General features: G+C 48.0%; 15 protein-coding genes. 2 read left to right on the forward strand and 13 right to left on the reverse strand.

Features of this window, described 5'->3' with window-relative positions; translation table 11 throughout:
* Position 1: 1 nt before the first annotated feature.
* On the reverse strand, positions 2-1,270 hold the full coding sequence (gene murA, locus IPH19_01095) for a UDP-N-acetylglucosamine 1-carboxyvinyltransferase (GenBank protein ID QQR61045.1): 1,269 nt from the start codon (positions 1,268-1,270) through the stop codon (positions 2-4).
* 66 nt (positions 1,271-1,336) lie between these two features.
* Between murA and IPH19_01100 the strand changes: the two genes are divergently transcribed.
* Positions 1,337-2,647 (forward strand): PEGA domain-containing protein, encoded by a 1,311-nt coding sequence (locus IPH19_01100; GenBank protein ID QQR61046.1) that lies wholly within the window; start codon positions 1,337-1,339, stop codon positions 2,645-2,647.
* Positions 2,648-2,695: 48 nt separating this feature from the next.
* On the opposite strand, the gene IPH19_01105 is transcribed toward IPH19_01100, so the two are convergent.
* The 9 genes from IPH19_01105 to IPH19_01145 form a co-directional block, all read right to left on the reverse strand.
* The gene (locus IPH19_01105) at positions 2,696-2,926 is read right to left on the reverse strand and encodes a hypothetical protein (protein QQR61047.1); all 231 of its coding nucleotides are present in this window, start codon (positions 2,924-2,926) and stop codon (positions 2,696-2,698) included.
* 112 nt (positions 2,927-3,038) lie between these two features.
* A complete protein-coding gene (locus IPH19_01110) occupies positions 3,039-3,830 on the reverse strand; it encodes a prohibitin family protein (GenBank protein ID QQR61048.1) in 792 nt (263 codons plus the stop codon).
* A gap of 43 nt (positions 3,831-3,873) precedes the next feature.
* Positions 3,874-6,951, reverse strand: coding sequence for a type I restriction endonuclease subunit R (locus tag IPH19_01115; GenBank protein ID QQR61049.1), 3,078 nt, complete (start codon positions 6,949-6,951; stop codon positions 3,874-3,876).
* Between the two features lie 2 nt (positions 6,952-6,953).
* The gene (locus IPH19_01120) at positions 6,954-8,378 is read right to left on the reverse strand and encodes an AAA family ATPase (protein QQR61050.1); all 1,425 of its coding nucleotides are present in this window, start codon (positions 8,376-8,378) and stop codon (positions 6,954-6,956) included.
* Between the two features lie 31 nt (positions 8,379-8,409).
* On the reverse strand, positions 8,410-8,856 hold the full coding sequence (locus IPH19_01125; GenBank protein QQR61051.1) for a hypothetical protein: 447 nt from the start codon (positions 8,854-8,856) through the stop codon (positions 8,410-8,412).
* 6 nt (positions 8,857-8,862) lie between these two features.
* The gene (locus IPH19_01130) at positions 8,863-10,080 is read right to left on the reverse strand and encodes a restriction endonuclease subunit S (GenBank protein ID QQR61052.1); all 1,218 of its coding nucleotides are present in this window, start codon (positions 10,078-10,080) and stop codon (positions 8,863-8,865) included.
* A gap of 7 nt (positions 10,081-10,087) precedes the next feature.
* A complete protein-coding gene (locus tag IPH19_01135) occupies positions 10,088-10,801 on the reverse strand; it encodes a hypothetical protein (GenBank protein QQR61053.1) in 714 nt (237 codons plus the stop codon).
* 192 nt (positions 10,802-10,993) lie between these two features.
* The gene (locus IPH19_01140) at positions 10,994-11,650 is read right to left on the reverse strand and encodes an NYN domain-containing protein (protein ID QQR61054.1); all 657 of its coding nucleotides are present in this window, start codon (positions 11,648-11,650) and stop codon (positions 10,994-10,996) included.
* The gene (locus IPH19_01145; GenBank protein QQR61055.1) at positions 11,626-13,074 is read right to left on the reverse strand and encodes an SAM-dependent DNA methyltransferase; all 1,449 of its coding nucleotides are present in this window, start codon (positions 13,072-13,074) and stop codon (positions 11,626-11,628) included. The genes IPH19_01140 and IPH19_01145 overlap by 25 nt, the downstream gene beginning before the upstream one ends.
* A gap of 54 nt (positions 13,075-13,128) precedes the next feature.
* On the opposite strand from IPH19_01145, the gene IPH19_01150 reads away from it, so the two are divergent.
* Positions 13,129-13,872, forward strand: a complete 744-nt coding sequence (locus IPH19_01150; GenBank protein QQR61056.1) for a pirin family protein — start codon at positions 13,129-13,131, stop codon at positions 13,870-13,872.
* Position 13,873: 1 nt separating this feature from the next.
* On the opposite strand, the gene IPH19_01155 is transcribed toward IPH19_01150, so the two are convergent.
* Genes IPH19_01155 through IPH19_01165 form a run of 3 tightly spaced genes read right to left on the reverse strand, consistent with a single transcriptional unit; the run spans position 13,874 to position 15,283 of the window.
* Entirely contained in the window at positions 13,874-14,356 is a 483-nt protein-coding gene (locus IPH19_01155; protein ID QQR61057.1) for an META domain-containing protein, read from the reverse strand.
* 23 nt (positions 14,357-14,379) lie between these two features.
* Complete coding sequence (locus IPH19_01160) at positions 14,380-14,865, reverse strand: META domain-containing protein (protein QQR61058.1); 486 nt, start codon at positions 14,863-14,865, stop codon at positions 14,380-14,382.
* A gap of 10 nt (positions 14,866-14,875) precedes the next feature.
* Complete coding sequence (locus tag IPH19_01165) at positions 14,876-15,283, reverse strand: HIT family protein (GenBank protein ID QQR61351.1); 408 nt, start codon at positions 15,281-15,283, stop codon at positions 14,876-14,878.

The raw sequence follows: 15,283 nt of genomic DNA on the forward strand, positions 1-15,283 counted from the left end.
ATTATTCATTAATACGCGTAATATCGGCGCCTAATTCACGGAGACGTCCATCCAGATCCTCGTAGCCGCGATACACCATCTCGGCATCGTGGATGATGGTCTCGCCTTGTGCGGCAAGTCCGGCGAGCACCATGGTTGCTCCGGCGCGCAAATCGAGAGAACGAATTTCTGTTCCTCGGAGCGGTGTCGGACCGGTGACGATCGCGCGATGCGGATCGGCGATGATGGCGTTGGCACCCATCTTGGTCAGCTCATTGATATAGCCCATGCGCGACTCAAACATCGGATCATGCAAAAGCGTTGTGCCGTGGCATTGCGTTGCAAGAAGACCAAAGATGGCTTGAAGATCTGTCGGGAAGCCGGGATAGATCATTGTTTGAAGTTTGAACGAGTCCATGCGGCCGATTCCTTGTACTCGGAACGTATCGCCGTCGATATCGTGACGGACGCCGACGCGAGTGAGCGCGTTGCGGATGGCATCGAGGTGCTCAGGAACAACTGGCGACATTTCAATGTCGCCCTTGGTGAGAGCGGCAGCAACGGCAAAGGTTCCAATCTCGAGCATGTCAGGAACGACGGGCCAGGCTGTTGTTGGTGCTTTCAGCGATTTTACACCGTCAATTTCAATGTCATGCGAACCGATGCCTTTGATTTTGGCGCCGCATTTTACGAGGAAACGGCAAAGATCCTGAACATGCGGCTCGGAAGCGGCGAGACGGATCGATGTGTGGCCCTCTGCCATGACCGCAGCCATGATCAGGTTTTCCGTGGCTGTAACCGAGAATTCCGGAAGCGCGATGTACGCGCCGCGCAATTCCTTGGCCTGCATGTAGAGCATGCCGTCGGCGTCGTCTGTCTCGATCTTGGCTCCAAGCGATGAGAGCGCAAACAAGTGCGTGTCGATCGGGCGATTGCCGATGGAGCAGCCGCCTGGTTCATTGACGGTGATCTTCTTGAAACGCGCGAGCATCGGACCGAGCAAGAGAATCGAGAAGCGCATGCGCTTCATTTTTTTCTTGTCGAGCTTGGCGGGATCGATGTTGGTCGTGTCGATCGTGAGCTCATGCTCCCCTGTCCAATCGACCTTAGCGCCCATGTCGCGGATGATTTCTAGCAATTGCAAAAGATCCGTGAGTTTTGGCACGTTCTTGAATCGAACTTTTCCCTTGAGAAGCAAGGAAGCGGCGGCCAAAGGCCCGATGGCGTTTTTGGCGCCCAAGATATGGATACGGCCCGTCAAACGACGGCCGCCCTGGATGTGCATCTTCATAGTGGCTGTGGAAGCCTGATGAGGCTGGCCTCCGAGTCCGAGCGAGTGTATCCTGTACGTTGATACATGCCAAGATCGGTATATGAGCCTCCTTTCCACAGGCGTATTGCGCCCGTGATTTTTGCGTTGATTTTCCTGATCAGCGCGCCGATTTTGATTTTTTATACTTCCGGCTATCGATTTAATCCAAACAAAGTCACTATCGAGAGAAATGGAACATTGATTGTAGACTCGGTGCCTCGGGGAGCAACGGTTTTTTTGAATGATCAGGATATTCGGGACGCGACGGCGGCAACGCTCCAGAACTTGGCGCCGGGGCCGTACAAAATCCGCGTGACGAGAAATGCGTATCTACCATGGGAGAAGACGCTTGATGTGCGTGCCGAACAAGTCACTTTTGCCAATAGCATCCATCTCTGGTTCTCGGCGCCAGCGACATTAATGCGCCAAGGCTTCTATAGCCGCATCACCGCTAGCGCTGATGGCGATACGATTGCCGCACTAGATGCGAGCTCGACCGAAATGCTCTTTCTTACAACAGACAATCGATTGATCTCGCGCGTACGTGCGCCTGAATCGGATTTGATTGCGCAAGCGCCGATTCGCTGGAGCTTGAATGGAACATCGCTTTTGATGGGTGGAACAAATGTAGGCGAGGAAGCTTGGTGGACAGCGCCGGATGCTCTTTCACGAGAAAGCGGCGTCCTGCCTCCAGGACAATTCTTCTGGAACGCCAATGAACTCACAGGCTATGACGGAGAACGACAATACACACTCAATCCCCGCTTGCGAACTCTCACGAGCGAACGCTTGCCCGCTTCACAGCTTGGCGCTTTGGATGGATTGACGCTGGAGGTGAATACATCGACCGGATTTTTGAATTTGCGCTCGCGATCGATCTTGCATCAATTATTCCAGCTTCCGCGCGGTGATTGGCAGTTTGCGGATCAACAAGGTGCGTATACGCTTTTGAAAGATGGGAATCGCTGGTTGGCGGTGCGTATCCGTGTCGATGGAAATCGCGCAGAAGAAGTAACGGGCGATTGGCCGCGCTGGCTCCCCTCCTCGGAAATTCCGACGGCGCTGTTTTTGAATCAGAATGAGATTTGGACTTGGGAACTTGGGAGCGCGCCCGTGCTGATTGCGCGTCAAAGCGAACCGTTTGTACAGGTCGCTTGGCATCCGGATGGACAGACGATTTTTGTCGCAGGCAAGAATGAGTTGTATGCGCTTGAACTTGATGATCGCGGCGGACGACAAAAGACTTCACTTGCCAGCTTCGACATGATTTACGACATGACGTATGCGGATGGGTCGATCTTTCTCAATGCGGAGATGGGTGGCGTGAGAGGGATGTATCGCAGAATTGTTGATTAACCACCTCACCCTTCATCCCTCTCCTTCGTAAGGAGAGGGAGATATGGATTAGATTTTTGGAGGACGCGGCTTTGCGATGCGGGCGAGGAAACGATAAAACCCGTTGCTCGATTGTTTATCGTAGCGGGTCGCGCAGCCTTTGCAGGCTTGCATGATTTCCGGTTTACGAAACTTTTCGCAGCAAACGGGTTTTACGGTTTGGATTCTTAACAAGACAAGCAAGTTAAAGAACCAGCGATGCGGGCGATCTTTGAAATCGGTGGGGAGATCGTTGTACATCGCGATATGGTACCACCTCACCTCTCCCTCGGTCCTACGCTCCACCTCACCCTCGGTCCGGGTAACACCTCACCCTCAATCCCTCTCCTTCGTAAGGAGAGGGAGGTTATGATTAACGGACTACGCTGCCTACGTTGATGAATGGCGTGGCGCCAGAACCCATGACGGATGGGAGTTTGCCGTCCCACTTTTCCAAAGCGCGAAGCTCGAGAATTTGCGGAGATGACTGAAGGGCGGCGGACTCGATGCGGAGAGCCTCGGCTTTACCGCGAGCTTCTGCGATCTGCTGCTCGGCCTCAAACTTGATCTGCTCAAGCTTGTTCTTGGCGGCGAGGGCGGATTGTTCTGCGGTTACTTTTAATTCAATGGCGGCGTCAAAGGAGGCGGAGAATTGGAAGTCGACGATGTTGAAGTCATCGATGAGAATGCCGCGCGGCTGAAGCTTCTCAACGAGATGGGCACGGATGGCGTCGCGGACTTCCTCGCGGCGCGTGATCAATTCTTCTGCGGTGTATTTGGCCGTTGTCGACTTAACGGATTCCTGGAGGGCTGGGTCGATCAAGCGAATATTATAGTTGATGCCGATCTCCTGATAGATGTTGGCGACGCGGGCCGGGTCGATGTGGTAGTTCAAGGCGACCTTGCTCTCGACGGTTTGCAAGTCCTTGGAAGCGGCGGTGGCGATGACCTCTTCTTTCTGGATTTTGACGTCCATGATCTCGATGCGGTCAGCAAACGGAATGCGGATATAAAGGCCTTCGTTAAGCACTTTTCCGGTCACAGCACCCCAGCGGAGCTGGATACCACGCTCACCGGCGCCGACGGTGCCGAAGGGCCAGACGAGGATGAATAGAATAGCGGCCAGGATGATCGCGACGATCAGGCCGATGGAGAGGTTTTTCATATGGAGGGGAGGTTAAACCAAGCCGAGGGGGAGGGCAAGCGAGCTATTCGCCGCTCCAATCCTTACAAAGCATCTCCGCCTGCTCAAGAACGGTCTTGGTTGCGAGCTCCTGCTTGTCAGGCGGATACTGATATTTCCTCAAAAGTTTCTTCACCATTACGCGCAACTTCGCCTGTACATTTGCCTTTAGCGTCCAATCGATAGATGTATTTTTACGGAGCATTTCTACTAGTTCTTGTGCGATCTTTTTGAGCGTATCATCGCCTAGCTCATTTGCCGCGCTCTCATTTTCATAAAGCGCATCATAAAATGCGATCTCTTCCGGTGAGAGCTTTAGGTCTACCTCTCTCGCCTGTTCTGCTTTAATCTTTTTGGCGAGTTCGACAAGTTCAGTAATGACTTGCGCTGCTTCGATTGTTTGATTTTGGTATTTACTAATTGTGTCCTCAAGCATCTTGGAGAATGTGCGCGACTTGACCAGGAACTTCTTCTGCATTGAACGAACCTCGTCGTTTAATAATTTCTTTAAGAGCTCTAATCCCAAATTCTTGTATTTCAAGTTCTTGACCTCCTCCAAAAATTCATCAGAGAGGACCGAGATATTTGGCGTTTTTAAGCCAGCGGCTTCAAAAACATTAACTACCTGATCGGAGACCACAGCGTTTGAGACGATTTGCCGAATAGCATGGTCGTAATCTTCTTCTGACGGTCCCCCGCCTCCACCTGCTTGCTCGAACTTCGCCAGAATCACGCGGACTTTTTGGAAAAATCCAACATCATCACGAATATCTATAGACTCTTTGCTGGGCACGGCTAATGAGAATGCAAACGATAAATCTGTTACCGCTTTCAGGTAACGATCTTTCCCCTGCTCTAAACCCAAGATGTAATCCATCGCACCGGACAAGATGCGCATCTTCCCCGTGGATTTATCCTCAAAATACGAGGAGTAGTCGAAACCGTGATACATCGCTTTCACGATCTCGTATTTTTCCATCATCACAGCAACAGCATCCTCCTGTTGGACCGTCGGATTCTCACGATCGGTTTCAGCGTATTGAGATAAGGCTTCTTTGAGAGCAGGTGCGATTCCAAGATAATCCACTACTAAGCCTCCTTGCTTGTCCTTGTAAACACGGTTTACGCGCGCAATAGCCTGCATAAGGCCATGACCCTTCATTGGTTTATCAAGATACATTGTATGCATCGAAGGCGCGTCAAAGCCGGTCAGCCACATATCGCGAACAATGACGAACTTTAGTTCGTCTTTTGGATCCTTCATTCGTTTGGCGAGGCTCTCGCGTTGTTTTTTGGTGTATAGATGCTTTCGCCAACTTTCCGGGTCGCTTGGCGAGGTCGTCATCACTATCTTTATAGAACCCCTGTCAAGATCATCGCTATGCCAATTCGGTCGGAGTTTAATGATTTCCTCGTAAAGCTCAACCGCAATACGACGACTCATCGCAACGAACATCCCCTTACCATCAATCGCTCCTAGACGAGCTTCAAAATGTTCAACAACATCTTTCGCAATAAGACTGAGACGCTTCTCTGAGCCTACCATTGCCTCTAAACGCGCCCACTTGCTCTTTAATTCCTCTTTTCTTGAAGTCTCCTCGCCTTCTGTTATCTCTTCAAACTCAGGATCGATCTTAGGTTTCTCGGCTTCTGAGAGTTGGATCTGAGCTAAACGCGCCTCGTAGTAGATAGGCACCGTCGCATGATCCTGAACCGCTCGGTTAATATCGTAAATATCGACGTACTCGCCAAAGACCGCGCGAGTGTTGGCATCGCGGAGTTCAACAGGTGTGCCAGTAAAACCAATGAATGATGCATTTGGCAATGCATCGCGCATGTGGCGAGCGAAACCATCGATAAAGTCGTATTGACTGCGATGCGCTTCATCAGCGATAACGACAATGTTCCGACGATCAGATAGTGGTCCGGCTCCAAAGGGATTCTCAAAGTTGAATTTCTGAATTGTTGTAAATATCACGCCACCCGCAGCAACGCTTAACAGTCGCTGAAGATCAGATCGGTCTTGCGCCTGGACTGGTGACTGACGTAGCAGCTCGGAGCAATGCGAGAAAACGCCGAACAGTTGATCGTCGAGATCGTTTCTATCCGTGAGAATAACGAGGGTTGGGTTATCCAATACCTGAATAATTTTGCCCGCATAGAATGTCATAGTCAGACTCTTGCCTGATCCCTGCGTATGCCAAACCACACCGCAACGGCGATCCCCTGTTTCTGACGTTGCGGCCAATGTGCGTTGAACAGATTTGTTTACTGCATGGTATTGATGATAGCCCGCAAGTTTTTTGATCGTGTTCTCCCCGTCCGTCTCAAATACCGTAAAGTTGGTGATAATATCCAGCAACCGTTCCTTGGCGAACATTCCTTTCAAGAGCACTTCCATCTCTGGAATTGAAGTAGGCGCTACATCGTCACCATCGATTGTTCGCCACTTCATGAAACGTTCAAAATCAGCCGTAAGCGAACCGACTCTTGTATCGATGCCGTCACTTATGATGCAGAGGCCGTTATAGGTAAAGAATGATGGAATTTCAGCCTTGTATGTTTGGAGCTGATTGAACGCATGGCGGACTGTCGCGTTTTGGTCTGCTGGATTTTTGAGTTCAAAAACTGCTAACGGGATACCGTTCACAAAGACAACGACGTCTGGTCGTCGGTTGTGATTATTTTCAATTACGGTGAACTGATTTACCGCTAACCAATCATTGTTGGTCAGATCTTCTAAGTCGAAGAGCTTGACCTTATCACCGGCAACCGAACCGTCGTCACGGCGATACTCAACATCAACGCCTTCAACCAACATTTTATGTAAAGCGTGGTTGGTCGTTAAAAGACTTGGGCTTGAATAGGCTACGTTGATGACTTTCTTGATCGCTTCCTCTCGAGCGTCTTGAGGGACACGGGAATTGATTTTAGCGACCACCGAGCGGAGTCGTCCGATCAATAGCACATCCTTATGCGAAAGACGTTCAGGCGCTTCGCCATCGGGAGCGATACTTGGACCGAAAACGACACTATAACCAAGCTCCTCGAGCCATTCGAGTGTTGCAATTTCGAGGTCTGATTCGGTGAATTTGGAGGGCATGTTTATGGATTGAGTATAATGCCGATCATCGCTTCGATCGAAGTTCGTAATTCTTGAGGCGAGAAATTAGACTGCTGCATAGACTTGTTTTCGGGATGATGAATCTTGTTCCGAATAAATATCTGGAGTGGAACATCCTTCTCTCCTAAAGCCTGTCCGCCCCTTTCTTGGTTCCACTTTTTGGTATTTGTTTGTTGTTTCGTATTCAAATAAGCAATCATGTCTGACTCTAGGTATTTTTGCTGCATTTCTTGTATATGTCCATAGAGCTCGTCATGAAATTCAACTGTAGCCAAATTGAAAGCTAGATAGTTTATTTCATTTGATGAGAAATATGGCAGTGTCGCAGTTGATATTGGCACGAGCTGCGGCGTCCCGCTGTTTTTACGGAGGATTTGTACGACTACACTTTTATTGGTCATCAACTGCTTAACAAGTAACGGTGAGTGAGTTGCTAGAACAACTTGTGCGACTTTTGAGAACGCTAATAATATCTCGATAAACTTTTCCTGTAGTGAAGGGTGCAGGTGTAATTCAGGTTCATCGATTAGACAGATTAATTGTTTCCCGCTCTGTTGCGAGAGGTAAAAAGCGATAAGAAATGAGAAGATCATCTCATATCCAGATCCCAACATACTAAGCGGTACCTGCTGATTATTTGGTTTTTTCACCGCAAGGAACCCTTTGCTAAATGGACGCCAATTATCAATTAAGTTCAAGCTGAGCTCATCTCCGCTTATTTCTTTGAATTTAGTGATTGCTTGTTTCAAGAATGCATTCTCTGCCGCGTCCCTAGTTGCGTCCAGGTGCTCGTGAACATTTGGGACGGAGTTCTCGTCACCAATGTGTTGAAAATCAAAATCCTCCATCAAACGATCAAATCTCGTCGGATTATAAGCTCCTAATCTCGTTTGAGAGGTACGACCCTTGTCCAAAATAAGCACATCATTTTCATCAAAGCGCCGGCCCTTAAAAGGGTTATTGACGCTCACCCTTAGATCAGGGCTTCCATCCTTCGGCTTGGCTGGATCAACTTTAATATATTGCTGATCGCTGACTACAATTGATGATAGGTATGCCTTAGTGGCCTTGGAGCGTACGTTCGCCTTAAATAAAAATCCATTTGCATTAAACTCGCCTTTTGGCATCGTGCCTGTGACTGAAAATTGCTCCCTTGATAGGAGCTTGATCTCAGCTTCTTTGGTAGGGTCATTAAAATCCTGAACGTCAAAGCTATCTGCTTTATAAGAAACTATCGGAAGCGCAATAGCTTCTAGTAAAGCCGATTTGCCACACCCATTCTCCCCGACGAAGACAGTTAATCCGCTACCATCATTCTGACCATCGGGTGCGTTCAGCTCAATCTGAAAATCGGTTTGAGCTGAAAATAATCGAAAATTTTTTATTTTTACAGTCTTGATGAACATAATGCGATATTTACGGCTCTAGAGCTTCGGGTCAGCCCTGCTTGCTCAGCTTATTCACAATCTTTTGGTTGAGCGCTACTTTCTTTTTCGTCTGCTTATCACTCAATACTCTCTTTCTCTGGATATCAAAATAGAAGTCTCGTTCCCATTGATTGATCCATGATTTATTATACGCGAATTCAATCGTTTCTTTGTTAAACGATTTATCAATATCCTTTTTTACCTTGGCAATAGATCTAAAAATCTTGTCTGATTTATCGATAAACTTCTTTACACAGCAATTACCTACTCGAGCTACGCTACTCGTCTTAATATTTCTTATGAGGCAGATCTCGATGATCGGAAAATGGCCGCACATGCAGGTTTCCGGTTCATCAGCACGAACAACATTATCAAGGTCCCACTCCTGTTGAGCTTCAGCCCACTTCTGTGACTGACTCAATTTTAGCAACTCGGTGATAAGTCTATATTCAGACATATCAAATCAAATCGCCCTTATTCTCCCGCTCATTAAACGCGGTAAAAGAGAATCGCGGATGGCCGACACCGTAGACATCTCCTGCTCATTACAAGATATCGCTTGTCTGATACCTGAACACACTCCACTGAACTTCTCCAAGACATGAGCATTCGGAACAATGACCTCAACGCCATACGCCTGGTCTCGGTTCAATCCCGGAACAACTGAATCCCCGTTCACAAAAGATTGCTGTTTCAAAAGATAGTAGCAGTAAACAAGTGGAAATCTTGATTCCACATAATACGTAGTGTCAATTGGGTAAAAGTCTCCGTCCACCCAGAAAACACTACCTACATTCCCCTTTCTGCCAAGAACTATGCCGGGTCCATCAACAAGCTTCATGTTATGCGTGCCCACATAGCCGCTGGATCCGTAAACTTTTATTACTCCCTCTGAGCGATCTTCGGCCTTAAGTGCCTTTCCATAATGTAATTTTAATACATTGCCAAGACTCTCGATTTTCCACCCTTCTGGCACCTCCCCTATCTCCGTCTCCACCATCTTCCCTCCACTCGATTTATAAGACCTCCCCTCCTCATCCGGAAACTCAAAATCTACAAACCAACGCTTGAACAACGTACTTGCCATCTTTTCAAGGTTGGTGTTGATCTGTCGGTTGAGTTCGATTTTGTCGTCGAGAGAGGAGAGAATGGAGGCAATGCGGTGCTGTTCTGACGCTGTTGGCAAGGGAAGTAGAATCGTTTTGACTTTTTCTCGCGACAATTCCGTCTGGCCCGTGCTTCCCTCAGCGAACGATTCGATCAGGGGCTGTATATTGCGGAGAAAATATCCGACAAAGACTGGATCAATCTCGCGATGATCCGGTCTTACAATTGTTAAGTGAGAATCAGCTGTTGTTTTTTGAAGTAGCTGTTTCACCTGACCAACTCTTCCCAGAGTGCCCTGACCAGTCGAATTGATAAGCACGTCGAATGGCTCCAGGTACTTATTCGATGGAATTTTTTGGGCTACTGGATCGGTGAGGCGCGCTTCTTCAAATCCCACTCTCCCATCTCTCACGCATTTTTGATTTAAGACGACGACGTCACTTTTTTCCGTATAACTCGGAGTCACACCCCTCGAAATAAAGCTTGTTACTTTCTCCAAATTCACAACCTCCCATTCTTCCGGAATGAGTCCGATCTCGGTTTCTTTAAAGTTTTGGGTATCCAAAATTTTCATAGGATGCTTAGAATCCAATTCGTTGGAAAACGGAGAATACTCTGTAAGCAAGGTATGCGAAAAGTATCTTTACCATATGCCATAAATATGGGAACGGATTTCCTGTCTTTAAAGTGATAAAAGTGTTTGGAAGTGTCCACCAAAGATTTATCAGCTTCTGGCTCCTTATTTGGCCTTTGTCATCGAACAATACCTCGTTGACATCCTTGAAAGTCAAAGTAAAATCGTGCTTGGGCAACGTGAATATGGAGCCGGCTTGTGCGGGCTTACGAGCCCGAACAAGGTCGTAAACGTGACTGCCAGTTAGACAGACACTAAATTTAATTATCAAATGCTTTCCTTCTTTTGGCTCGAAGAGTATGGGCAAAGACAGCTTCTTTTCGTTATCTGCAGCGGTAAAAATTTCCGCGCCCATCCCTTCAGCTAAAGTTCTCGTTCTTTTTTTGTTGCCCCAAATTACATAAAAGATCTCTGTGATCGAGTTTTGCTCGTTACTTTGATTTTTCACGTAGCCGTCAAATGCAATGTCGTAAAAATCTAGACCGTTTCTAGTTTTTACGCTACCAGCGGAGCCACGGAAATCGAACTTAAATTTTGAACGCTTTTTTATTTGCTCTTTCAACGTAAATAGTAAAGAAATGAATCCTGCGATTGATCCTGAATCCAAAAGGATTCGTCCCCAACCATATCCTGCCAGGATATCTAATGTGCTAGACACCATAGAGTTTGATGCGCTAATTCAAATCTTTTGCCTGTGCAAATAACTCCAACTTCAACACTCTCCATTCTTCCGGAATAAGTCCGATATCAGTTTCTTTGAATTTTGTTTTCTGGGTTTTCATGTAATCTTGCGAGTACTTTCACGTCTTGACCTGTGGATATTTTCTTGTTATATTCTATTTGTAGTGAGTAATCACTGCGATTCACGCGGTCCCGCTCTCAAGGCGGGATTTTCGCTTTTTGGAGGATCGCTGCGTTTATATAACTTACCAATATCGATGAATGCGTCCGCTATGCGGAATAATTCACGGGACACGGTACCACGAGCACCTACGACGTAGATCTTTCTTCCCCTGAGCTTGAGACGTTCCAGCGGTGCGTAAAAATCCGAATCGCCCGAGAAAATCATAAATCCGGAAGCTCGATCAGCGTCGTCCATGAGGTCCATCGTCATCTCAACGTCAAAATTGCATTTGGGTTCTTCGATGAGTGTGCCGGCGGATTGAACGGACTCCACAACACTTTTCATGAGTGTGGTCGTTCCAAGGTCTAATTGGTTCAATGTCATCTTTTTAAAAAAGATCCCCAAGTCTACCGTTTTGCGAATGAACTTAACGGGCTTTGTACGTAGAATGGCACCAGCTTCCATGACATCACTGTTAAATGCTTCTGATTGTGATAGCGATCGTTCATTCGTTCCGTAGTACGCCTTTACTTCTCGAACATTTTGCAACGCTCTTAGCTGTTCCACGAGACGAACGACACGGACCTTCCACCCGAGCCTCTTTTGCCAACCAATAATATTAGCCACGTCTAAATAAGCCATTATGGCTGTTTCTTTTTCAAGCATTGAGCGCCAGTCAGAGCTCCCACATATCGGCCTGGGGTCAGGACAAAGCCGTTCTTCTCCACCTCAGAGATCTTGGCCGCCTTGGAGAAACCTTTAACATCAGTATAGGTGCAATCTTTCTTTCTCCAGCAATGATATGCTTCGGAAATCTTCTCGATGTCTTCAGCCGTAAGCTCGCGGTTCTTACGACTGACCATGGTCCCCATTTTACGAGCGTCGATAAACAGAATTTCATCGTGACGATCACGAAACTTGTGATTATGGCGGTCACGCGAGACGAACCAGAGACAAACAGGGATCTGTGTCGTGTAAAAAAGCTGTGTCGGCATCGCAACAATACAATCGACCAGACCGTTCTTAATTAAATTCTTTCGAATTTCCCCTTCTCCGGAGGAATTAGACGAGAGCGAACCGTTAGCCAACACAAAACCAGCGATGCCTGCAGGCGAAAGATGATGAACCATGTGCTGGATCCAGCCATAGTTCGCATTTCCAGCAGGAGGAACGCCGTATTTCCATCGGACATCATCTTTCAAACGCTCCCCTCCCCAATCGCTAATGTTGAACGGTGGATTTGCGAGAATGTAATCAGCCTTCAAATCTTTATGAAGATCGTTGTGAAATGTGTCGGCGTGATGGGGGCCCAGATTTCCGTCGATTCCACGGATAGCAAGGTTCATCTTACAAAGTCGCCAGGTTGTTGGGTTTGATTCTTGCCCATAAACCGAAATGTCATGCTTGTTACCGCCATGAGCTTCGACGAATTTCTCACTCTGAACAAACATGCCACCACTACCACAGCAGGGATCGTAAATGCGTCCCTTGTAAGGCTCTAGCATCTGAACGAGAAGCTTCACTACGCATTGCGGAGTGAAAAATTCCCCACCTCCTTTGCCCTCGGCGGAAGCAAAGCGACCCAAAAAATATTCATAGACCCGTCCCAGAATATCTTTGCTGCGACTCTCCTTGTCTCCAAGACCAATCCCGCTAACCAGATCGATCAATTCTCCCAATCTCACCTTGTCGAGATCAGGACGCGCATAGTTCTTGGCTAGCACTCCTTTTAAGCTCGTATTGTCTTTCTCAATCGCAATCATCGCATCATCAACCAATTTTCCAATCTCGGCTTTCTTTGCATTGTCTTTAAGGAATTGCCATCGTGCATCAGAAGGCACCCAAAAGACATCTTCAGCGAGATAGGCGTCCTTATCCTCTTCTTGACCTTCGTAATAATCCTTGTCTTTAAGGATACCTTGATACACCTCGTCAAAGGAGTCGGAAATATATTTTAAAAAAATTAAACCGAGTACAACGTGCTTGTACTCGGAAGGATCCATGTTGTTGCGCATCTTATCGGCAGCAGCCCAAAGCTTTTCTTCAAAGCCGATATTTGCTCCGGAATTCTTTATGCTTTTTTTAGCCATAATCATAGACATTATCCCTTCCCCGCCTCCACTTTACAAGCTACCCTTCCCCTCATGCCCTCCCTCCTCCATTTAGGTTCCAAACGCGGCTTCCGCGATCACGACTGGCTCCAAACCGCCCACTCTTTTAGCTTCGGTAACTACTGGGACCCCAGCAAAATGGGCTTCGGCCTTTTGCGTGTCTTGAATGACGATACGATTCAAGGCGGCGTCGAGTACGAGGTTGGGAATGATAAACCGCAGCGATTAGGTTTTGGACTGCATCCGCATCGCGATATGGAGATTGTGACCATTCCCCTGTCGGGCCGAATCGAGCATAAGGATAACTTTGGCCATCACGGCATTATCGGTCCTGGCGATGTACAGGTCATGAGTGCGGGAACGGGAATTACGCACTCGGAATTTAATGCGTCGGAGACGGAGCCGGTATCTTTGATTCAGCTTTGGGTTGAGACGGATGCGCTCGATCATGAGCCGCGTTACGAGGATCGAACGTTTCCTAAGGCCGAGCGTAACGCGTGGCAGCTGCTCGTCTCCCCTGACGGACGCGAGGGGTCGCTTTGGATTCATCAGCAAGCCTTTTTCAATCTTGGCGAATTTGATGCGGATCAATCAACGAAATACGTACTGCGTGATGCCAAGCACGGCGTTTATGTTTTTGTGATCGAGGGCGAAGTTGAAGTCGATGGCAATACGCTTGGTAAACGCGATGCGATCGGGATTTGGGGCGAGAAGGAAATCGAACTCAAAATCAAACAGGACTCGAAAGTCCTGTTGATTGAGGTGCCGATGAGCTAGTTTATTTGACCGGGCCAAACATGTAGACGTTCAACGACTTTAATCCGGTAAGTACGAGCGACTCTTCATCCGCTCCAACGGCCATTCCATCGGACAAATCCGCGGCAAAAGCCGACTCCACCTCCCCTGGCAAACCTTCACAGAACATCAGCGTGGAAACAACTTGCGGGGCCGAGAGCTTACCATCGCTGATCGTGTAGCCGCCGCTCATGTTGTTACAAATTTTGGCTGCAAGATCGCCATCTTTACCAAGTCGGAGCGTAAAATTTAATGCTGAAAGATCCTGCTGCTTTTCTCCTTGTGCAGGCTTTTTGAATAGCATCATCTTCCATGTCCCTTGTCCGACCGTGGATGTCGTTGGTTGCGTGGGTTTGACTTGCGTACCGTCACCATATCCTGGAATCGGTGCGTTATTGGAAGGAAAGGAACAACCAGCTCCCAAGAGAGAAACAACCGCCAACAATCCGAGAGCGCGCTTATACATAGGGAAGAGAACGGATTAAACGATTAGTACATCTTGCCGTCCTCCGTGCCGGAAGCGCCGTCGCGCTCAAAAACGAAGACCGCTGCCCCTTGCATCACGAGATTCTCGCCTTGTTTTGAAATGGTGTAGTTGGTCGTGAAACCGGATGTAAAGGCACTCTCAACTTCTCCAGGCAAACCTTCGCAGAACATCTTGGTTTGCATGACGGCGCCAAACTTCACCAAATTATCCTCGACGGTGTACGGTCCATTCATCGTGTTACAAATCTTTCCATTCATCTTTTCACCATCAAATTTGGCCGTGAGCCCCAATGCAGAGACGTCTCGCGCCTGTCCGCCGACCATCTGAATCGATTTCATCTTCCAAGAACCGGTCATAAACTGACCCATCGACATCTTGCCTTCAGGAGCAGCCGGCTTTTCAGCGTTCGGCATTGGCGATGGGGTTGAAGCGGCACAGCCGGCGCCCATGAGCGCGACCATCGAGACGGCGATGAGAAGTTTTTTCATATGTGGAGGATTATAGCACTTGGCGAATTTTCTCACCGATCTGCTTTAGCGATTCTTGATCTTCCGATTTTCCATGCCAGAGCTGATAACCATCGTCAGCAAAACGCGGGATGACGTGGAAATGAAGATGGAAGACTTTTTGCCCGGCTGCCTCGCCATTGTTTTGGTGGAGGTTGATGCCATCGGCGCCTGTCGCCTCTTTCACGGCTTTGGCGACTTTTTGCACGGCCTTGATGACGTGAGCGAGAATCTCCGGATCCGTATCGAGCAAATTCTCTGACCAAACTTTTGGCACAACAAGCGTGTGGCCGAGATGCACCGGGGTAATGTCGAGAAAGGCAAAAGCGTAGTCGTCTTCATAAACTTTCTCGCAAGGAATTTCTCCGGCAATGATTTTTGAAAAAATAGTTTCCATAAT

The sequence above is a fragment of the Candidatus Uhrbacteria bacterium genome (assembly GCA_016699205.1).
Classification (GTDB): Bacteria; Patescibacteriota; Patescibacteriia; order 2-12-FULL-60-25; family 2-12-FULL-60-25; genus CAIXDN01.